Annotated in this window: 14 protein-coding genes, 2 tRNA genes and 1 pseudogene; 15 read left to right on the plus strand and 2 right to left on the minus strand. The window is 72.6% G+C overall.

Annotated features, from left to right (window positions below):
- The first annotated feature begins 19 nt into the window (after positions 1-19).
- The 12 genes and pseudogenes from ACIA5F_RS22475 to ACIA5F_RS22530 all read left to right on the plus strand — a co-directional run bounded on the left by ACIA5F_RS22475 (position 20) and on the right by ACIA5F_RS22530 (position 13,884).
- Entirely contained in the window at positions 20-1,753 is a 1,734-nt protein-coding gene (locus tag ACIA5F_RS22475; protein ID WP_399355661.1) for a LytR C-terminal domain-containing protein, read from the plus strand.
- A gap of 197 nt (positions 1,754-1,950) precedes the next feature.
- Positions 1,951-2,397, plus strand: a complete 447-nt coding sequence (gene rsfS / locus ACIA5F_RS22480) for a ribosome silencing factor (protein ID WP_385229742.1) — start codon at positions 1,951-1,953, stop codon at positions 2,395-2,397.
- A gap of 74 nt (positions 2,398-2,471) precedes the next feature.
- Positions 2,472-3,092 carry a histidine phosphatase family protein gene (locus tag ACIA5F_RS22485; protein WP_399355802.1) on the plus strand — a complete coding sequence of 207 codons (621 nt, stop codon included), beginning with the start codon at positions 2,472-2,474 and terminating at the stop codon, positions 3,090-3,092.
- Between the two features lie 113 nt (positions 3,093-3,205).
- Positions 3,206-3,278, plus strand: a tRNA-Ala gene (locus ACIA5F_RS22490).
- 143 nt (positions 3,279-3,421) lie between these two features.
- Positions 3,422-3,655, plus strand: coding sequence for a hypothetical protein (locus tag ACIA5F_RS22495; protein ID WP_399355663.1), 234 nt, complete (start codon positions 3,422-3,424; stop codon positions 3,653-3,655).
- A 232-nt stretch (positions 3,656-3,887) separates the two neighbouring features.
- Positions 3,888-3,960, plus strand: a tRNA-Ala gene (locus ACIA5F_RS22500).
- A gap of 329 nt (positions 3,961-4,289) precedes the next feature.
- A complete protein-coding gene (gene leuS, locus ACIA5F_RS22505; RefSeq protein WP_399355665.1) occupies positions 4,290-7,163 on the plus strand; it encodes a leucine--tRNA ligase in 2,874 nt (957 codons plus the stop codon).
- 211 nt (positions 7,164-7,374) lie between these two features.
- Positions 7,375-8,136 (plus strand): hypothetical protein, encoded by a 762-nt coding sequence (locus ACIA5F_RS22510; protein WP_399355667.1) that lies wholly within the window; start codon positions 7,375-7,377, stop codon positions 8,134-8,136.
- A gap of 207 nt (positions 8,137-8,343) precedes the next feature.
- Positions 8,344-9,189, plus strand: coding sequence for a DegV family protein (locus ACIA5F_RS22515; protein WP_399355669.1), 846 nt, complete (start codon positions 8,344-8,346; stop codon positions 9,187-9,189).
- 513 nt (positions 9,190-9,702) lie between these two features.
- Positions 9,703-10,473, plus strand: a complete 771-nt coding sequence (locus tag ACIA5F_RS22520; protein ID WP_399355671.1) for a helix-hairpin-helix domain-containing protein — start codon at positions 9,703-9,705, stop codon at positions 10,471-10,473.
- Positions 10,470-12,842, plus strand: a pseudogene (locus tag ACIA5F_RS22525) (ComEC/Rec2 family competence protein); the annotation flags it as partial. The gene ACIA5F_RS22520 and the pseudogene ACIA5F_RS22525, both read left to right, overlap by 4 nt.
- A 160-nt stretch (positions 12,843-13,002) precedes the next feature.
- Positions 13,003-13,884 (plus strand): YceI family protein, encoded by an 882-nt coding sequence (locus tag ACIA5F_RS22530; RefSeq protein ID WP_399355672.1) that lies wholly within the window; start codon positions 13,003-13,005, stop codon positions 13,882-13,884.
- A gap of 128 nt (positions 13,885-14,012) precedes the next feature.
- Here the strand turns inward: ACIA5F_RS22530 and ACIA5F_RS22535 are convergent, their stop codons facing one another.
- The gene (locus ACIA5F_RS22535; RefSeq protein ID WP_399355674.1) at positions 14,013-14,255 is read right to left on the minus strand and encodes a hypothetical protein; all 243 of its coding nucleotides are present in this window, start codon (positions 14,253-14,255) and stop codon (positions 14,013-14,015) included.
- A gap of 61 nt (positions 14,256-14,316) precedes the next feature.
- Here ACIA5F_RS22535 and holA point away from each other — a divergent pair, with 61 nt between their 5' ends.
- On the plus strand, positions 14,317-15,309 hold the full coding sequence (gene holA, locus ACIA5F_RS22540) for a DNA polymerase III subunit delta (RefSeq protein ID WP_399355676.1): 993 nt from the start codon (positions 14,317-14,319) through the stop codon (positions 15,307-15,309).
- An 865-nt stretch (positions 15,310-16,174) separates the two neighbouring features.
- Here the strand turns inward: holA and rpsT are convergent.
- Positions 16,175-16,441 carry a 30S ribosomal protein S20 gene (rpsT, locus tag ACIA5F_RS22545; protein ID WP_399355678.1) on the minus strand — a complete coding sequence of 89 codons (267 nt, stop codon included), beginning with the start codon at positions 16,439-16,441 and terminating at the stop codon, positions 16,175-16,177.
- A 245-nt stretch (positions 16,442-16,686) separates the two neighbouring features.
- On the opposite strand from rpsT, the gene lepA reads away from it, so the two are divergent.
- Positions 16,687-18,552, plus strand: a complete 1,866-nt coding sequence (gene lepA, locus ACIA5F_RS22550; protein WP_399355680.1) for a translation elongation factor 4 — start codon at positions 16,687-16,689, stop codon at positions 18,550-18,552.
- Between the two features lie 204 nt (positions 18,553-18,756).
- Entirely contained in the window at positions 18,757-20,649 is a 1,893-nt protein-coding gene (locus ACIA5F_RS22555) for an AMP-dependent synthetase/ligase (protein WP_399355682.1), read from the plus strand.
- The last annotated feature ends 140 nt before the right edge of the window (positions 20,650-20,789 follow it).

Below are 20,789 nucleotides of genomic sequence, written 5' to 3' on the forward strand. Positions count from 1 at the left end.
GCAGAGAAGGGGGCCCGCGGTGAACGACCGACAGGAGCCGTACGACCCGTACGCCGCCCAGGAGCCGCAGCGGCTCATCGGCTACGACGCGTACGGGCAGCCGGTGTACGGCCAGGCACCTGCCTTACCCACCTCACCTGCCTTACCCACCTCACCCGCCCCACCTGTCCCGGCCCCGGAATACGGACAGCCGTACGGCTACGACCACCAGCCGTACGGAGCGCAGCAGCAGCCCTACCACCCGCCGCAGCCGGCCGCCCCGGAACCCGGGCCGCAGTCCTACGGGCAGCCGGTGTACGGACAGCAGCCCCCGGCCCCCGCCCAGGGGTACGACCTGCGGCAGGACCCGCAGTGGATTCCGCAGCAGGGCTCCCCGCAGCAGACCCCTCCGGGGCAGAACTTCCCGCAGCGGTCCTTCCCGGAGCAGCCCTCTCCGGCGCGCGAAGGGCCCCCCGCCCGGTTTCCCGGGCCGGGCGGCGCCGGGCCGGACCCCGCTCACCCCGCCGGGCCGTTCGACTTCACCGACCGGCCGGACGAGGACTCCGAGGACGTCATCGACTGGCTCAAGTTCACCGAGAGCCGCACCGAACGCCGCGAGGAGGCCCGCCGCCGGGGCCGCAACCGGGTGGTGGTCCTGATCGTCGTCCTCGCCCTGTTCGTCGTCGGCGGCCTCGGTCACCTCTGGTACGCGGAGAAGCTGCCGTTCCTGGCGGACGACGGGGAGCAGAAGGCCGCCCCGGCCGCCGACGGGCCGCAGAAGCGGGACATGATCGTCGTCCACGTGCACCACACCAAGAAGGGCGGCACCTCCACGGCGCTGCTCGTCGACAACGTCACCACCCGGCAGGGCGCCACCGTCCTGCTGCCGAACGAGCTCGGCGTCCCCGGCGCGGACGGCACCTCCACGGTGCTCGCCAAGGCGGTCGGCGAGGGCGGGCTCTCCACCCGCGAGGCCGTCGACTCGGTCCTCGGCACCCACATCGGCGGCACCTGGCGCCTGGACACCCCCTTCCTGGAGAACCTGGTCGAGCTGGTCGGCGGCATCGAGGTCGACACCGACACCGCGGTCCCGGCCGACGAGGCGACCAGGGCCCCCGCCGTCGCCCAGGGGCAGCGGCAGAGCCTCAGCGGCGCGATGGCGGTCGCGTACGCCACCCACCGGGGCCAGGGCGAGCCGGAGGCCAGGCAACTGCAACGGCTGGGCTCGGTGCTGTACGCGGTGCTGCGCAAGGTCCCCGGTGACCCGAAGGCGGCGACCCTGACCGTCGAGAGCATGGGCCAGATCCTCGACCCGGCCCTGGACGCCCGGTCGCTGGGGGCCCTGCTGGCCCGGCTGGGCGAGCACGCCAAGGCGGGCGCGTACCGCACCGACGTGCTCGCGGTGAAACCGGACGGCACGCTCACCGACGACACGAACCGGACGGTGGTCAGGGAGGTCCTGGGCGGTTCCGTCACGGCGCCGCCCGCCGGGGCCGCGCCCCGGGTCGGCCTCAAGGACGCCACCGGCGACGAGAGGACGCGGACCGCGGCGAAGGCGGCGCTGCTGAACGGCGGCTACACCTTCGTGGACGGCGGCAGGGCCGACCGGGCCGCCGCCACCTCGCAGATCACGTACCAGGACGACGCGCGGCGGGAGAAGGCGATCGGGGTCGCCAGGACGCTGGGGCTGCCGGAGGCGGCCGTGAAGAAGGCCGAGAACGCGGTGAACGCGGACGTCGTGGTGGTCCTGGGCAAGGACTACAAGGCGTCCTGACCCCTGCGGAGCCACCGCGGACCCGGTGCGGGCAAGGGCCCGGCCGGGTGCGGGCAAGGGGCCCCGGCCGGTCCGGGGAACGGTCCGGGCACGGCCCTGAGCAGCGGTCGCGCCCGCGCGGGACGTTCCGCGCGGGCGGTGTCGGCGGTACATGAGACCCTTGTAAGGATCTGCCCGCCAACCCGAAAGCATGGCCAGTGACCGCCACGGACCGCTCCATCGAGCTCATCACCGCCGCCGCCCAGGCTGCGGCCGACCGGCTCGCGCACGACATCATCGCGTACGACGTCAGCGACGTGCTGTCGATCACCGACGCCTTCCTGCTCGCCTCGGCGCCCAACGACCGCCAGGTCAAGTCGATCGTGGACGAGATCGAGGAGCGCCTGCTCAAGGAGCTCGGCGCCAAGCCGGTACGCCGCGAGGGCGACCGCGACGCCCGCTGGATCCTGCTCGACTACATCGACATCGTCGTCCACGTCCAGCACAGCGAGGAGCGGGTCTTCTACGCGCTGGAGCGCCTGTGGAAGGACTGCCCCGAGATCGACCTGCCCGAGGACGCCAAGCTCACCAAGGGCAAGGCCGAGGAGCACGCCAAGCTGCGCGAGGCGGCGGGCGACGACGAACTGGACGGTGATCTGTTCTGAGCGCGCCCGACACCGGCACCACCAGCACCAGGACCGGCGCCGGTGCCACCGGTCCCGGTACGACCGGCAGGAAGATCGTCCTCTGGCGTCACGGCCAGACCGCGTGGAACCTGGAGCGCCGCTTCCAGGGCTCCACGGACATCGAGCTGACCGAGGCGGGCGTGGCGCAGGCGCGCCGTGCCGCGCGGTTGCTCGCGTCGCTGAAACCGGATGCCGTCGTCGCCTCCGACCTGCGGCGGGCCTCGGCCACGGCAGCCGAACTGGCCGCCGTGACGGGCCTGCCCGTGGAGTACGACGCGGCGCTTCGCGAGACCTACGCCGGTGACTGGCAGGGCCTCACGCACGACGAGATCCTCGCGAAGTACGGCGAGCAGTACGCGGCGTGGAAGCGCGGCGAACCGGTCCGCCGCGGCGGCGGTGAGCTGGAGACCGAGGTCGCCGACCGGGCCGCCCCGGTGGTACTGGGCCACGTCGGCCGGCTGCCGGAGAACGGCACGCTCGTCGTCGTCAGCCACGGTGGCACCATCCGTACCACCATCGGCCGTCTGCTGGGCCTGGACTCGTACTACTGGGAGGGCCTCGGCGGGCTCTCCAACTGCTGCTGGTCCGTCCTCGGCGAGGGCGCCCGCGGCTGGCGTCTGCTGGAGCACAACGCCGGCACGCTGCCGGAACCGGTGCTCGGCGACGACGACTGAGGACCCTCCCGCCGGGGCCGCCACCCGGATTTCACTTTCCGGCTGGTCGCAGGCTAGAGTTCTTCTTGTTCGCAGCGCGGAACGCCGGAAACGGGGGGAGCGCGGCGGAGAGCGGGGCTATAGCTCAGTTGGTAGAGCGCCTGCATGGCATGCAGGAGGTCAGGAGTTCAATTCTCCTTAGCTCCACAATCAGAATCCCGTCCCCAACAGGGGGCGGGATTCTTGCTTTTGTACTCTTTGCACTTGCTGACCCGGCCCGCACCGGCATGGCAGAATCGGACGGCCGGAGGGGGACACGACGGCCCGACGCGGGAGGGAGTCGCTGACGGATGGGTGCACACCGGCGGCGGTGCGACTGGTGCGACAACGGCACGCCGATCGTGCGGGACATGGACCCCGTCAATCTCGACTACCAGTACTGGTGCGAGGAATGCGCGCGGGCACTGATCATAAAAGGCGACCCGATCGAGACGTACCGCGAACTGGAGGGGGAGCCGATCTACGGCCGGCTCCTCGACGAGCACTGCACCCTCAAGCGGTTCTACCAGTTCGCGAGAGCGTGACGGTGGCGGCGGCGCGGGCGGTGTGACACGGGTGTCGGCGCGGACGGCGGCCCTGGCCCCGGCCCGGGCCGGACCCGGTGGTCACAGCGGTGGAGGCACGGCCCGAGCGGGCGTGACGAACCTTCCCAGGGGGCGGCCGGAACCGATTTTTGGACCGGGGCCATCACCGTGTAATGTTTGGGACGTCGCCAAGGGGAACCGGCACAGGGAAACCAGGCGGCAGGCAAGACGAGGGGCTATAGCTCAGTTGGTAGAGCGCCTGCATGGCATGCAGGAGGTCAGGAGTTCAATTCTCCTTAGCTCCACAGTGAAGAAGCGGGTCACCCGGATCGGGTGGCCCGCTTCTCGTCGTGCCCACGGTCTTCTTCGTGCCCACGGTCTTCGGCGGGTCCGTGACGCCGACGGTCCGGCGGTCCGACGGCCCGGCCGTCCTCCGGAGCGGCCGAGCAGCCGTGGGGGCCGCTGCGGTACCCTGGCGCCATGCGTGCCGTACGCCTTCTGCTTACCGAGCCGCGCTGATCAGCGCCGACCCTTCGAGACGGTCGGCATCGGCGCGGCGTCCCCTCCTGTGCGAGGGGTTTTTTCGTTTGGGCAGGCAGAGACGGCAGAGACGATCGATGGAGCTTCAGAAATCATGAGCGAGACGAACACCCCGGCCCCCGAGGCGGCCGAGGCGCACCGTTACACGGCTGCCATGGCCGCCGACATCGAGGCACGCTGGCAGGACGTCTGGGACGCGCGGGGCACCTACGAGGCCCCGAACCCGACCGGTGACCTGGCCGGTGACCCGGCGGTGGTCGCCCGGCCCAAGAAGTTCATCATGGACATGTTCCCGTACCCGTCCGGCGCGGGGCTGCACGTCGGCCACCCGCTCGGGTACATCGCCACCGACGTCTTCGCCCGTCACCAGCGGATGACCGGCCACAACGTCCTGCACACCCTGGGCTTCGACGCCTTCGGCCTGCCGGCCGAGCAGTACGCCGTGCAGACCGGCACCCACCCGCGGGTGTCGACCGAGGCGAACATCGAGAACATGAAGGTCCAGCTGCGCCGGCTGGGTCTGGGCCACGACAAGCGCCGGTCGTTCGCGACGATCGACCCGGACTACTACAAGTGGACCCAGTGGATCTTCCTGCAGATCTACAACTCCTGGTACGACGCGGACGCGCGCCGGGCCCGGCCGGTCGCCGAGCTGATCGCCGCCTTCGAGGACGGCTCCCGTGAGGTCCCGGGAGGCCGGGAATGGGCCGGGCTGACCGCGGGCGAGCGGGCCGACGTCCTCAACGAGTACCGGCTGGCGTACGCCTCGGACGCGCCCGTGAACTGGTGCCCCGGGCTGGGCACCGTACTGGCCAACGAGGAGGTCACCGCGGACGGGCGTTCCGAGCGCGGCAACTTCCCCGTCTTCAAGTCCAAGCTGAGCCAGTGGAACATGCGGATCACCGCCTACGCCGACCGGCTGCTGGACGACCTGGACGGGCTGGACTGGCCCGAGGCCATCAAGCTCCAGCAGCGCAACTGGATCGGGCGCAGCGAAGGCGCGCGGGTCGACTTCGCGGTCGGCGACGACGCCGCGATCACCGTCTTCACCACCCGCCAGGACACGCTGTTCGGCGCGACGTACATGGTGCTGGCGCCCGAGCACGAGCTGGTCCCCGCGCTCGTCCCGGCGGCCTGGCCCGAGGGCACCCACCCCGTCTGGACCGGCGGCCACGCCACCCCGGCCGAGGCCGTGGAGGAGTACCGCAAGCAGGCCGCGTCGAAGTCGGACGTCGAGCGGCAGGCCGAGGCCAAGGACAAGACCGGTGTCTTCACCGGCGCGTACGCGACCAACCCGGTCAGCGGCGAGCAGGTGCCGGTCTTCATCGCCGACTACGTGCTGATGGGCTACGGCACCGGCGCGATCATGGCCGTGCCGGCGCACGACACCCGCGACTTCGCGTTCGCGCGCGCCTTCGAGCTGCCGATGCGCTGCGTGGTGCAGCCCTCGGACGGCCGCGGCACCGACCCGGCGGAGTGGGACGACGCGTTCGCCTCGTACGACGCCGCGCTGGTCAACTCGACCGGTGACGGCATCTCGCTCGACGGACTGGGCGTCGTCGAGGCGAAGGCCACGATCACCGAATGGCTGCGGGAGCGCGGCATCGGTGAGGGGACGGTCAACTTCCGGCTGCGCGACTGGCTCTTCAGCCGTCAGCGGTACTGGGGCGAGCCCTTCCCGATCGTCTACGACGAGGACGGCGTCGCCCACGCGCTGCCCGCGTCGATGCTGCCGCTGGAGCTGCCGGAGGTCGAGGACTACTCGCCGCGCACCTTCGAGCCGGACGACGCCACGTCGAAGCCGGAGACCCCGCTGTCGCGCAACGAGGCGTGGGTCCACGTGGAGCTGGACCTGGGCGACGGCTCCGGGGTCAAGCGCTACCGCCGCGAGACCAACACCATGCCCAACTGGGCCGGTTCCTGCTGGTACGAGCTGCGCTACCTCGACCCGCACAACGCCGAGGCGCTGGTCGACCCGGTCATCGAGCAGTACTGGATGGGCCCGCGCGAGGGCGCCCCGCACGGGGGCGTGGACCTGTACGTGGGCGGCGCCGAGCACGCGGTGCTGCACCTGCTGTACGCGCGTTTCTGGTCCAAGGTCCTCTTCGACCTGGGTCACGTCTCGTCGGCCGAACCGTTCCACAAGCTCTTCAACCAGGGCATGATCCAGGCGTACGCCTACACCGACTCGCGCGGTGTGTACGTGCCGGCGGCCGAGGTCGAGGAGCGTGACGGCGGGTACTTCTACCAGGGCGAGCCGGTCAAGCGCGAGCACGGCAAGATGGGCAAGTCCCTGAAGAACGCCGTCACGCCGGACGAGATCTGCGAGGAGTACGGCGCGGACACCCTGCGCCTGTACGAGATGGCGATGGGCCCGCTGGACGTCTCGCGCCCGTGGGACACCCGGGCCGTGGTCGGCCAGTACCGGCTGCTGCAGCGGCTGTGGCGCAACATCGTGGACGAGGAGACGGGCGCGGTGACGGTCGTCGACGCCGAGCCCGCCGAGGTGACCCTGCGCGTACTGCACAAGGCGATCGACGGGGTCGGTGCGGACCTGTCCGGGCTGCGGTTCAACACCGCCATCGCGAAGATCACCGAGCTGAACAACGCGCTGACGAAGGCGGGCCGCCCGCTGGAGCGCTCGGTCGCGGAGCGGCTGGTGCTGCTGGTCGCGCCGCTGGCCCCGCACATCGCGGAGGAGCTGTGGCACCGGCTGGGGCACAGCGACTCGGTGGTCCACCAGGACTTCCCGGTCGCGGACCCGGCGTACGTGGTGGATGAGACCGTGACGTGCGTGGTGCAGGTCAAGGGCAAGGTCAAGGCCCGGCTGGAGGTGGCGCCGACGATCTCGGACGCGGAGCTGGAGCAGCTGGCGGTCACGGACGCGGGCGTGGTCGCGGCGCTGGGCGGCGCGGAGATCCGCAAGGTGATCGTGCGCGCGCCGAAGCTGGTGAACATCGTCATCTGAGGCCGGCGCGTGGCCGGTGCGTGGCGGTCCGGGTCGCCCTCGGGGGTGCCCGGACCGCGTCGACCGGGACTTCCCGCCGTGTACAGGCCGTGTATAGGGGTAGTCCCGTACGGGCAGGTTGGGGGTTCGACGGGAACCCTTGATCTGCCCGTGGCGTTTACCGTGGAGAGTACGGACGAAGAGCCGACCGGGGACTGGGGAAGGGACACTCATGGAGGTCGCGTTGATCATCTTCGCGCTGACGCTGCTTCTCGCCCTCCTCGGACTGGGCGCGTACGCGACCGCCAAGGTGGTCGGGGCGGCCAAGCGCGGTGTGGACCGTACGATCACCCAGGCCCGCCGGACGGTGGAGGACACCACCTTGAAGGCGAAGAGCTTCGGCCAGGTCGGGGTCACGGGGGCGCTGGCGCAGCTACGGCTCGACCTGCGGACCTCGATGCGGACCACGCAGCAGGAGCTGAACGAAGGGGTCCGGACGGACGCCTCGCTCGGGGAGTCGATAGCCCTGTTCGAGCGGCTGAGCGCGTACGGACACGAACTGGACGCCGAACTGAAGCGGCTGGAACAGGAGCCGGACCGGCAGCGGATCGCCACCAGCTTGCCCGACCTGCGGGAACGCACCACCAAGATCACGCAGGCCGCGGATTCGCTGCGCTGGGCCGCGCGCGACCGTGCCCGGCGCCTCGCGGAGGACGACCTCTCCCACCTGTCGGGTCAGATCGATGTCGAGTCCGGCGCGCTGCGGGACTGGTCCCACGAGCCGGTGGACGAGCTGGCGGCGGCCGCTGCCGAGTGGGACGCGGCGCAGGCCTCTGCCACCGGTACCGGTACCGGCGCTGGTGCGGCGGCTCCGGCCGAGGCCCCGGCAGCGGACGGGCGGGCCGCGAGGCCCGGGCCGGCCGCTCTGAACCCGGCCGCGCAGACGTCCCCGTACCCCTGGCAGCAGGCCCGGCGGCCGGAGACCACGACCTGACGCAGTCGGGCCGGGCGGGGCCGTCGGTGGCGGTGTGAGCACGGGGCGGCGGGCGGGTGCGGTGGGGCCGGCGGGCACGGTGGTGCCGGTCGGCGGCCTTGTGCGGTGCGGCAGAGGCTCCCGGTCGCGGTGGGGCCGTCCCGGCGGAGGCCCGGGTGGAGGGCCCCAGGCTGCCGCCCCGGTGCTACGGGCGGTAACCTCCGGCTCATGTCCCGCCATGTCGCGATCGTCACCGATTCCACGGCCTACCTGCCCCAACCGGCGATGACGCGGCACGGAATCACCTCCGTCCCGCTCACCGTGGTGCTCGGCGACGAGGCGTTCGAGGAAGGCACCGAGATCTCGGCCCGCAGCCTCGCCCTGGCCCTGCAGAAGCGCCGCTCGGTGACCACCTCCCGGCCCAGTCCGCAGGAGTTCGTACGGGCCTACCAGGCCGCCGCGGACGACGGCGCCACCGGCATCGTCAGCCTGCACCTGTCCGCCGAGTTCTCCGGCACCTACGACGCCGCCGTGGTCGCGGCCAGGACCGCGCCCGTGCCCGTCCGCGTCGTCGACACCGGAATGGTCGCGATGGCCCTCGGCTTCTGCGCCCTCGCCGCCGCCGAGGTGGCGGAGACCGGCGGCTCCGTGGACGAGGCCGTGGCCGCCGCCGAGAAGCGGGCCGCGGAGATGTCCGCGTACTTCTACGTCGACACCCTCGACTACCTCCGCCGCGGCGGCCGGATCGGGGCCGCGCAGGCGATCCTCGGCTCGGCCCTCGCGGTCAAGCCACTGCTCACGCTGGACGGCGGACGGATCGAGATGCTGGAGAAGGTCCGCACCGCCTCCAAGGCCATCGCCCGGCTGGAGGAGCTGGCCGTCGAGCGCGCCGGGGCGGGCAGTGTCGACGTGGCGGTGCACCACCTGGCGGCCCCCGAACGGGCGGAGAAGCTCGCGCAACGACTCCGGGAACGTATCCCCGGCCTGGTCGAACTGCACGTCAGCGAGGTGGGCGCGGTGATCGGCGCGCACACCGGACCGGGGCTGCTGGCGGCGGTCGTCTCGCCCCGCTGATCCCCGCTGATCACCGGAACGAGTGAGGGGGATATCCACAACGGTCCTGTTCTCCACAGGAATTGAAGGCTCCGGACGGCCTTTCGGATTCACCCCTACCGTCGGGACATGACTCTTCGCGCACGTACGTCGTCTGCGTATCCGTACCCGGCTTCGTATCCGGCCGGGGCCACCAGCGGACCCGGCCGATCCCGCCGTTCCGACAGCCGCTCGTCCGACAGCCGTTCGTTCCACGGCCGTCCCTACGGCAGGCGTCCCTCCGGTGACCGTCCCCCCGGCAGCCGCCCACGTCACCGCCGGGGTGGTGGCCATCGGCCACCGCTTCCGGAGCACGAGGCGGTACGCCGCCGTGTGGAGGCCCTCATGGGCGGCGGTGGTCCACCGGGTGCAGGGCCGGGGACACCGACCGCGCCGGAGGCCGGTCCGGCGCCCGGGCCCGGGGCGGCGGAAGCCGTGGCGCGGGCAGCACCTCGCGAGGTACCCCGGCAGGCTGCGGAAACCGCACCCCGGGCGGTGACGGCTCCCGAGTCCGTGGCGGGACCCGCGCCCCGGAGGGAGCCCGGCTCCGCTCCGGTGGCGGGCGGGAACCCCTCCGCGGGGGAGCCCGGGGAAGCGGCCGGGCCGGGCGCCGGGACCGCGCGGTGGCTCGCGGTGCGGGAGCGGCTGCCCGTGTGGCTCCAGGCCCGCTGCGAGACGGCGCCGCGCACCGTCGCCGCCGTGGCCGTGGCCCTGGTCGTCGCGGTCGGGTTCGCCGCACAGCAGTACTGGTCGGCCCGGCCGCAGCCGGTGACCGCGCCCACGGTCGTCGCCCCGGGCCCGGCAGCGCCGCCGGTGCCCGGGCCGGAGCCCGGAGCGGCTGCCACCGCCGGGAGCACCCGCATCGTCGTCGACGTCAGCGGCAAGGTCCGGGACCCCGGCGTGCGCAAGCTGCCCGCCGGGTCGCGGGTGGAGGACGCCCTGGCCGCCGCCGGGGGAGTACGGCCGGGCACGGACACCACCGGGCTGAACCGGGCCCGGGTCCTGGTGGACGGCGAACACGTACTGGTGGGCGCCACGGCGCAGCCGCAGCCCGGTGGGGGCGGCCCGAGCCCCGGCCCGCTCAGCCTCGGCACGGCCACGGTCGAACAACTGGACGGCCTGCCGGGGGTCGGGCCGGTGCTGGCCCAGCACATCGTCGACTTCCGGACGGCCCGCGGAGGCTTCCGCTCCGTGGACGAACTCCGCCAGGTCAACGGCATCGGTGAGCGGCGGTTCGCCGATCTGCGCAGGCTGGTGCGGCCGTGAACCGGCCCGAGCACGCGGGCCCGGTGGATCTGCGCCTCGTGGTGCCGGCCCTGGCGGCCTGGGCGGCAGCCGCCGTCGCCCTGGACGCGTCCGCCGGCGCGACCGCCGTCGGGGCGGGAGCGGCCGTGGCCGGCGCGGGGCTGCTGATACTGGCCGGGCACAGGCGGCCGGACCTGCTGTGGAGGGTCGCCGCGGCCGGGGCGGCAGCCCTGCTGTGCGCGGCGGCCGGAGCCGGGGTCGCCGGGCTCCAGCGGGCCGAGTCCCGGGCCGGGCCGGTGGTGGGACTGGCCCGCGAGCACGCCCGGGTCCAGGTGGAACTCACCGTCGGCTCCGATCCCCGGGCCGTGCGGAGCACGGGCGGGCCGCCCCTGACCGCGCTGGACGCGGTGGTGACCCGGGTGACCGGGCCCGACGGGGCGCGCACCCGGGTCGCGACCCCGGTGCGGGTACTGGCCGGGCACCCGGGATGGGCCCGGCTGCTGCCCTCGACCCGGGTCGAGACGGTCGCCGCGCTGGCCCCGGCCCGGAGCGGGGAGCGGGCCGTGGCCCTGCTCCGCCCCGCGAGCGGCACACCGCCCGCGGTGACCGGCGGCCCGGACACCGCGCAACGCCTCGCCGGGCACCTGCGGGCCGGGCTGCGCGAGGCCGCCGAAGGGCTCGCCCCGGATGCCAGGGCCCTGCTCCCGGGGCTGGTGGTCGGGGACACGTCCAGGGTCCCGCCCGACCTCCACGAGGCGTTCCGGGCCACCGACCTGCTGCACCTGCTGGCGGTGTCCGGTTCCAACCTTACCGTGGTGCTCTTCCTGCTCATCGGCCCCCCGGCCCGGGCACAACACGCGGAACGACGCGGCCTGGCGCCCCGCCTCGGGCTCTCGCTGCGGGCCACGGCCGTGTGCGGGGCGGCCCTGACGCTGGCGTTCGTGGTGGTTTGCCGACCGGAACCGAGCGTGTTGCGGGCCGCGGCCTGCGGGGCGGTCACCCTGCTGGCCATCGCCACCGGGCGCCGCAGGTCCCTGATCCCGGCCCTCGCCGCCGCCGTGCTCCTGCTGGTGCTCTACGACCCGTGGCTCGCCCGCAGCTACGGGTTCCTGCTCTCCGTACTGGCCACCGGGTCCCTGCTGACCCTCGGCCCCCGGTGGAGCGACGCCCTGCGAAGGCGCGGGATGCGGCCCCGGCCGGCCGAGGCGCTGGGGGCCGCCCTGGCCGCCCAGGCGGTGTGCGCGCCCGTGGTCGTCGTGCTCACGGCCCGGGTCAGCCTGGTGGCGGTGCCGTGCAACCTGCTGGCCGAGGTGGCGGCGGGCCCGGCGACGGTGCTCGGCTTCGCGACGCTCGCGGTGGCCCCGGTGTGGATGTCCGGCGCGGAGCTGCTCGCCCGGTGCGCGGGGGTCCCGGCCGGGTGGATCGCCACGGTGGCCAGGACCGGCGCCCGGTTCCCGGGAGCGGAACTGCCCTGGCCGGGCGGGCTCACCGGCGGTGTGCTCCTCGCCGCCCTCACCTTGGCCGTCGTGGTCCTCGGCGCCAGGATCGGACGGCGGCGGTGGCTCTGCGCGGCCCTGGCCGTACTGCTCCTCCTCGCCGTGCTGAGGCCGCCGCAGCTCACCCGTACGCTCACCGGCTGGCCCCCGCCGCGGTGGAGCTATGTCCAGTGCGCCGTCGGCCAGGGGGACGCCGCCGTACTCGCCGTCGGCCCGGGCACGGCCGTGGTGGTGGACACCGGACCCGAACCGGGCCCGGTGGACGACTGCCTCCGCGCCCTGGGCGTGCGCAGGGTCCCCCTGGTGCTGCTGACGCACTTCCACGCCGACCACGTCGGGGGCCTGGCCGGTGTGGTGCGGGGCCGGACCGTGGGCATGATCCAGACCACCGCGCGGGAAGAGCCGCCGGGGCAGGCCGCGGCCGTACGCAGGACCGCGGCCGGAGCCGGTGTACCCGTCGTGACGGCGGTACCGGGGGAGCGGCGCCGGGCCGGCCCCCTGGAGTGGCAGGTGCTGTGGCCGCCGCCGGGCGGGCCCCTCACCGAGGGCCCCAACGACGCGAGCGTCGCCCTGCTCGTCCGTGCCGCCGGGACGGCTCTGCTCCTGCTGGGCGACCTCGAACCACCCGCACAGCAAGCCCTCCTGAGGAACCACCCGCAGCTGGGACCGGTGGACGTCCTCAAGGTCGCCCACCACGGCTCCGCACACCAGGACCCCGCCCTGCTGGCCCGCGTCCGACCCCGCCTCGCGATCGTCCCGGTCGGCGCGGGCAACCGCTACGGGCACCCCGCGCCCGGTACGCTCGCACGGTTGCGGGCGCTGGGATCGACCGTACTGCGCACCGACACCGACGGCTCGATCGCCGTCACCGGCACCGGTCCACGGCTGCGGGCGTTCACCACCGACCGGCGCCGGAACGGGCCGCGCGGCGGGCGGCGGAACCGGCGCGGGCATTCCGGACGTGACCACTCTGTTTGCCCCCGACCCGGCAGCATGATCGAATGCGTCTTCGCCAGAACGGTCCAAGTCCACACAGCACGGGGGTGCATCAGCCATGTTCGGTCGGCGACGGGGGATGGAGGCGGGCGGAAGCTCCAGCCCGCACACATCCGCGACACTGACGCTGCCGCCGACGGCGCGTCTGCTCAGCTGCCGGGTCCTCGACACGGTCCACCAACCTGTCCGGCAGGCCAGGTTCGAGGTGACCGACCCGATCGGCCGGCGGATCGTCAGGGGGGAGACCGACCCCTACGGCGGGTTCACCGCGGCCCTGCCGGAGGGGGAGTACCGGCTCTCCGTCACCGCCGAGGGCTACGCGCCGTTCCACGGGGCCACACTCGTGGGGGACCCGGCGCAGCCCGGCACCGGGGAGATCATCCTCGACGCGGTGGAACCGCCGCTGCTGCCGCAGCCCGGTCACTGGGAGATCGACCCGACGCATTCGTCCATCGCCTTCACGGCCCGGCACATCGGCTTCGCCCGGATCCACGGCCGGTTCAACACGTTCGCCGGGGCGGTACGGATAGCCGAGCGGATGGAGGACTCCTCCATGCGCGTGATCATCGACGCGGCGAGCATCGACACCGGGATGCGGCTGCGCGACGACCACCTGCGGTCCGGCGACTTCCTGGACGCGGTCCGGCACCCGACCGTGGAGTTCTACAGCGAACGGTTCATCCACCGCAGCGGCAGCCGCTGGGCCGTCGCGGGCGCCCTCAACCTCCACGGAGTCAGCCGCTCCGTCACCCTGGACACCCAGTACCTGGGCCTCGGCACGGGCCTGGAGGAAGAACCGCGCGCCGCCTGCCGGGCCACCACCGAACTGAACCGGGAGGACTTCTCCCTGAACTGGCAGTCGATCCTGGCGCACGGGATGGCGGCCGTCGGATCGGGCGTGAAGGTCACGCTGGACATCCAGATCGTGCACAAGGCGTAGGGGCAGGACCAGGACCAGGCGTAGGGGCAGGTGCCGGCGCGGGAACGGATGCGGCCCGGACCCGGATCTGGGCCCGGACCCGGATCTGGGCCCGGTTCCGGACCCGGATCTGGAACCGGGTCGGGGCCCTACGGGGTCTCCAGCCAGCCCTCGTACTCTGCGACGAGGTCGTCCAGCGAGGTCGCGTCCAGTTGCTCCCGGGGGTCTTCGACGACGACCAGCCACTGGGCGTCCTCGGCGTCGTCCTCGCCGGCCAGGGCGTCACGGAACAGCTGCGGTTCCTCCAGGAGCCCGAAGCGGTCGACGACCTCACGCGCCACCTCCTCGGCGGCGTCGCGGTCGGGCAGAACCAGTACATGTCGCACGTTCACGCGACCATTCTCGGGTACGCGGGGCGGGGGGCTGTCGGTGCGGCATGGGATGCTGGACCCGATGGCCACCAGGAAGAACTCCACCGACGATCCGCTCGCCCCGCTCACCCTCGCCGTGGGGCAGGAGGAACTGCTGCTCGACCGTGCCGTGAGGGAAGTGGTGACGGCCGCGCGCGCGACGGACGCCGACACGGACATCCGCGACCTGGCCTCCGAGCAGCTCCAGCCCGGCACCCTGGCCGAGCTGACGAGTCCCTCGCTCTTCTCCGAGCGCAAGGTGCTGGTGGTGCGCAACGCGCAGGACCTGGCCGCGGACACGGTCAAGGAGGTCAAGGCGTACCTCGCGGCGCCGTTCGAGGAGATCTCGCTCGTCCTCCTCCACGCGGGCGGGGTCAAGGGCAAGGGACTGCTGGACGCGGCCCGCAAGGCCGGGGCCCGGGAGGTCGCCTGCCCGAAGATGACGAAGGCGGCGGACCGGCTGGCCTTCGTGCGCGGCGAGTTCCGGACGCTGGGGCGTACGGCGACCCCCGAGGCGTGCCAGAACCTGGTCGACGCGATCGGCAGCGACCTGAGGGAGCTGGCGAGTGCGGCGGCGCAACTGTGCGCGGACGTCGAGGGCACCATCGACGAAGCCGTCGTCGGCCGCTACTACACGGGCCGGGCGGAGGCGTCCAGCTTCACGGTCGCCGACCGGGCCGTCGAGGGGCGCGCGGCCGAGGCTCTCGAAGCCCTGCGCTGGTCCCTGTCCACCGGGGTGGCGCCGGTCCTGATCACCAGTGCCCTCGCCCAGGCGGTGCGGGCGATCGGCAAGCTGGCCTCCGCCCCGCGCGGGGCCCGCCCGGGAGACCTCGCCCGGGACCTGGGCATGCCGCCGTGGAAGATCGACCGGGTCCGTCAGCAGATGCGGGGCTGGTCCGCGGATGGTGTCTCGGACGCGCTGCGGGCCGTCGCCGCCGCCGACGCGGGGGTGAAGGGCGGCGGGGACGACCCCGAGTACGCCCTGGAGAAGGCGGTCGTGGCAGTGGCCCGCGCGGCCCGCACCCCGCGCCGCTAGCCGCTGACTACCGCCGCTCGGGGGTGGTGACCGGGAAGGGGCGTCGGCCCGCGAGGCCCCCCGGCTGCCGCCGGGCCGGACGCAGGGCCACTGCCGCGCCCGGAACGGTCGCCCCGCCGGGTACCCGGCTGCTGCTGGGTCTACGGCCGCGGCGGCTCTTCCCCTGCTGTCGCCGGGTACCTCGTCGGCCGAGGACGGCCCGCGTCGCCCCTGTTCCGTCCCCGCCCCCGTTCTTGTCCCCGCTCCTGTTTCTCATGTCCCGCCCTGTCCCTCCCGCCTCGGTGTGGTGCGGTCGTGGGGCGGAAGCACGGCGCGGGGTGAATCCGTCGGGACCGTCCGCGCGGGAGCCTGTGCGCGTCGGCACGGTGAGGTGCTGGAGACGGCGAGCGGTGTCGGGGTGATGGGTGGCGCCGGGCGGTGAGGTGCTGGAGGCGGTTCACGCCTCCGCCGGTACCGCACCGCACCCGGACCGGGCCGGGAGCCGCTGTGGCCCGGCTCTCCGGCAAGCCGCGCCTCGGGCTTCGCCCGGGCCGTTGTCCCGGGCCGGCGCCCCAGGAGGAGTCCCCACCCCTCGGCCCTGCCGCCCGGCGACACCATGGCCCGCCTGCCCGCCTGCCCGCCTGCCCGCACCGGCGGCCAGGGGACCCCGTACGCGGGTGGCCGGGTGGCCGGGCCGGGGCCAGAAGGGGCGGGATGCGAGAAGGCCCCGGGCGCCGCCCTGGGGAGGGCGGAGGCCGGGGCCTTCGTCGTACTGCTGGAGTGCGCCGCACCCGCGTGGCGAACGCAGGCCGCGTGCGGCGCGGGGGCCGGTCAGGAGCGGGAGAGAGGGCCCGCTGGTTCCTCACCGGCGATTCACATCAGGAGCTCAGCCCTGGAGGGTGGCAACCTTGGTGGCCAGCGCCGACTTCTTGTTGGCGGCGGCGTTCTTGTGGATGACACCCTTCGAGACAGCCTTGTCGAGCGCACGCGCGGCGGCGCGAGAAGCCACGGTGGCCTTCTCGGCGTCACCGGCGAGGACGGCCTCGCGGGCCTTGCGGATCGCGGTCTTGAGCGAGGACTTGACGGCCTTGTTACGCAGGCGCGCCTTCTCGTTCGTCTTGTTCCGCTTGATCTGGGACTTGATGTTCGCCACGAAAGAGCCTTTTCAGGTTCAGAGTTTGATCTTCGGATTGCGTCCCGGACGATGAGAGGTCATACGAGACACAGCTGCCCAGGCTACCAGCAGGGCTCCGGGCGGCCCAAACCGAGCGCACTGCCCCGTCCATGGGACCATGGGAGTCTGCGTATAGATCCGACTTCGCTGCGACGAGATCCGAACTTTCGCTGAGACTCCGTTCCGACTTCGTTCCGACTGCGACCCGAGAATCAGGACACTGCGTGCCCGCGATCCCCAGCCACGTGCCCGAGCCGAGCCGTACCGACCCGGCGCTGATCCGCAACTTCTGCATCATCGCGCACATCGACCACGGCAAGTCGACCCTTGCCGACCGGATGCTCCAGCTCACCGGTGTGGTCGACCAGCGGCAGATGCGTGCCCAGTACCTCGACCGCATGGACATCGAGCGTGAGCGCGGCATCACGATCAAGTCCCAGGCGGTCCGGCTGCCGTGGGCTCCCACGACGGGCGAGGGTCAGGGCAGCACCCACATCCTCAACATGATCGACACCCCCGGGCACGTCGACTTCACCTACGAGGTCTCGCGCTCCCTCGCCGCGTGCGAGGGAACGGTCCTCCTGGTGGACGCCGCGCAGGGCATCGAGGCGCAGACCCTCGCCAACCTGTACCTGGCGATGGAGAAGGACCTCGCGATCGTCCCGGTCCTGAACAAGATCGACCTGCCGGCCGCCCAGCCGGAGAAGTTCGCCGAGGAGCTCGCCAACCTGGTCGGATGCCAGCCCGAGGACGTGCTGCGCGTCTCGGCGAAGACCGGTGTCGGCGTGGACGTCCTGCTCGACAAGATCGTCGCCACCGTCCCGGCCCCGGTCGGCGTCAAGGCCGCCCCCGCCCGCGCGATGATCTTCGACTCGGTCTACGACTCGTACCGCGGTGTCGTGACCTACGTCCGTGTGGTCGACGGCCAGCTCAACAAGCGCGAGCGCATCCGGATGATGTCCACCGGCGCCACGCACGAGCTGCTGGAGATCGGTGTCTCCTCCCCGGAGATGACCCCGTCCGACGGCATCGGCGTCGGCGAGGTGGGTTACATCATCACCGGCGTGAAGGACGTCCGGCAGTCCAAGGTCGGTGACACCATCACCAGCCTGCACAACGGCGCGACCGAGGCCCTCGGCGGCTACAAGGACCCGCGTCCGATGGTCTTCTCGGGCCTGTACCCGCTCGACGGCTCGGACTACCCGGACCTGCGCGAGGCCCTGGACAAGCTCCAGCTCAACGACGCCGCGCTCGTCTACGAGCCCGAGACCTCGGCGGCGCTCGGCTTCGGCTTCCGCGTCGGCTTCCTCGGCCTGCTCCACCTCGACGTGGTCCGCGAGCGCCTGGAGCGCGAGTTCGGCCTCGACCTGATCGCCACCGCGCCCAACGTGGTCTACCGGGTCGTCCTGGAGGACGGCAAGGAAGTCACCGTCACCAACCCGAGCGAGTTCCCCGAGGGCAAGATCTCGGACGTCTTCGAGCCGGTCGTCCGGGCCACCCTGCTCGCGCCGTCCGAGTTCATCGGCGCGATCATGGAGCTCTGCCAGCAGCGCCGCGGCACCCTCCTCGGGATGGACTACCTCTCCGAGGACCGGGTCGAGATCCGTTACACGCTCCCGCTCGCGGAGATCGTCTTCGACTTCTTCGACCAGCTGAAGTCCAAGACGCGCGGTTATGCCTCCCTCGACTACGAGCCCACCGGCGAGCAGGCATCCGGCCTGGTCAAGGTCGACATCCTGTTGCACGGCGACAAGGTCGACGCCTTCTCCGCCGTCACGCACAAGGACGCCGCCTACGCCTACGGCGTGCGCCTCGTCGCCAAGCTGCGCGAGCTGATCCCGAGGCAGGCCTTCGAGATCCCGATCCAGGCCGCGATCGGCTCCCGCGTCATCGCCCGCGAGACCATCCGCGCCATCCGCAAGGACGTCCTCGCCAAGTGCTACGGCGGTGACATCTCCCGTAAGCGGAAGCTGCTGGAGAAGCAGAAGGAGGGCAAGAAGCGGATGAAGATGGTCGGTTCCGTGGAGGTCCCGCAGGAGGCGTTCATCGCCGTCCTCTCCAGCGACGAGTCCGGCGGCAAGAAGAAGTGATCCGGTGACTCCCGGGTGACCGGCGGGGACGGTCTTGTCCCCGGGCCGCGCGAGACGGGCCCCCACGCACACGCGTGGGGGCCCGTTTCGTTATCAAGCGGCCACCCGCCAGCCCTTACGCACCGGCCGGGCGGCCTCTAGGCTGATCGGGCTCGATGGTTACCCGCCAGTTACAAGCCCTGCCGCGTGGTCCGGAGGACATCCGTGAGCGACACACAGACCTTGATCGAGAACCGTCCGCCCACCGTGGCGACGCTCTTCCTGGAGCGTGTCGCCGCCACGCCGAACGGTGAGGCCTACCGGTTCCCAGTGCCCGCGGCCGGGGGGCGGGGCGGTCCCGACGACTGGAAGTCGCTCAGCTGGGGTCAGGCCGCCGAACGGGTCTTCGCCGTCGCGGCGGGTCTGATCACCCTCGGACTGCGGGCCGAGGACCGGGTCGCGCTCGCCTCCAGCACGAGGATCGAGTGGATCCTCGCCGACCTCGGCGTGATGTGCGCCGGGGCCGCGACCACCACCGTCTACCCGAGCACCAACGCCCAGGAGTCGGCCTACATCCTCGCCGACTCGGCGAGCCGGGTCCTGATCGCCGAGGACGCGGTGCAGCTGGCCAAGGCCCGCGAGCACCGGGCCGACCTGCCCGAGCTGGCCCACGTCGTGGTCCTGGAGGCCGCCGACGCCGTCCCCGCCGAGGGGGACCCGGAGGGCTGGGTGCTCTCCCTCGCCGAACTGGAGCGGCGCGGCGCGGAGCACCTCGCCAAGGAGCCCGAGGCGGTCAGGGAGCGGATCGCGGCCATCACCGCCGACCAGCTCGCCACCCTCATCTACACCTCCGGCACCACCGGCCGCCCCAAGGGCGTGCGACTGCCGCACGACAACTGGTCGTACATGGCCAAGGCGACCGTGGCGACCGGCCTCATCACCAAGGACGACGTCCAGTACCTGTGGCTGCCGCTGGCCCACGTCTTCGGCAAGGTCTTGACCTCCGGCCAGATCGAGGTCGGGCACGTCACCGCCGTCGACGGCCGCATCGACAAGATCATCGAGAACCTGCCGGTCGTCCAGCCGACCTACATGGCTGCCGTCCCGCGCATCTTCGAGAAGGTCTACAACGGGGTCGCCGCCAAGGCCCGCGCGGGCGGCGGCGCCAAGTACAAGATCTTCGAGTGGGCCTCCGGGGTCGCCCGCGCCTACGCCAAGGCCTCCCAGGACAGCTTCCGGCGCACCGGCAGGGCGTCCGCCCCCTTCGGCCTCACCGTCCAGCACAAGATCGCCGACGTGCTCGTCTACTCCAAGCTGCGCGCCGCCTTCGGCGGACGGCTGCGCGCCGCCGTCTCCGGCTCGGCCGCCCTCGCCCCCGAGATCGGCTACTTCTTCGCCGGCGCGGGCATCCACATCCTGGAGGGCTACGGCCTGACGGAGTCCAGCGCGGCCTCGTTCGTGAACCCCGGCGAGGCGTACCGCACCGGCACCGTCGGCAAGCCGCTCCCCGGCACCGAGGTCCGGATAGCCGACGACGGCGAGATCCTGCTGCGCGGCCCCGGCATCATGCAGGGCTACCACGGGCTCCCCGACAAGACCGCCGAGGTACTGGAGGCGGACGGCTGGCTGCACACCGGCGACATAGGCGAGCTGTCGCCCGACGGCTACCTGCGCATCACCGACCGCAAGAAGGACCTGATCAAGACCTCGGGCGGCAAGTACGTCGCCCCCGCCGAGGTCGAGGGACAGTTCAAGGCGATCTGCCCGTACGTCTCCAGCATCGTGGTGCACGGCGCGGACCGGAACTTCTGCTCGGCGCTGATCGCGCTCGACGGCCCGGCCATCCTGGGCTGGGCGGCCGAGAACGGGCTGGCCGGGAAGACGTATGCCGAGGTCGTGGCCGCGCCGGAGACCACCCGGCTCGTGGAGACGTACGTACAGAGCCTCAACGAGGGCCTCCAGCGCTGGCAGACCGTGAAGAAGTTCCGGCTGCTGCCGCGCGACCTGGACGTCGAGCACGGGGACCTCACGCCGAGCCTGAAGCTGAAGCGGCCGGTGGTCGAAAGGGAGTTCAAGCACCTGATCGACGAGATGTACGAGGGCACGCGCGAGCTCTGACCCGGCCGGCGGGCCCGCCGCCGGCCGGACCCGGCGGGCCAGGGCCACCCCGTACCGCAGCGTCCGCCCGGCCCGGCGGTACCCGGTGCGCACCGGCCGCCGCCGGGCCGGGAGAGCGGAGCGGCCGGGTGCAGGACAAT

The sequence above is a fragment of the Streptomyces sp. NPDC051567 genome (assembly GCF_044454165.1).
In the GTDB taxonomy this organism is placed as follows: domain Bacteria; phylum Actinomycetota; class Actinomycetes; order Streptomycetales; family Streptomycetaceae; genus Streptomyces.

Bases quoted from the DNA above. Each gene is read 5' to 3' on its own strand.
- ACIA5F_RS22495 (WP_399355663.1), top strand. From the start codon at position 3,422: ATGGGTGCACACCGGCGGCGGTGCGACTGGTGCGACAACGGCACGCCG.
- leuS (WP_399355665.1), top strand. From the start codon at position 4,290: ATGAGCGAGACGAACACCCCGGCCCCCGAGGCGGCCGAGGCGCACCGT.
- ACIA5F_RS22510 (WP_399355667.1), top strand. From the start codon at position 7,375: ATGGAGGTCGCGTTGATCATCTTCGCGCTGACGCTGCTTCTCGCCCTC.
- ACIA5F_RS22515 (WP_399355669.1), top strand. From the start codon at position 8,344: ATGTCCCGCCATGTCGCGATCGTCACCGATTCCACGGCCTACCTGCCC.
- ACIA5F_RS22530 (WP_399355672.1), top strand. From the start codon at position 13,003: ATGTTCGGTCGGCGACGGGGGATGGAGGCGGGCGGAAGCTCCAGCCCG.
- holA (WP_399355676.1), top strand. From the start codon at position 14,317: ATGGCCACCAGGAAGAACTCCACCGACGATCCGCTCGCCCCGCTCACC.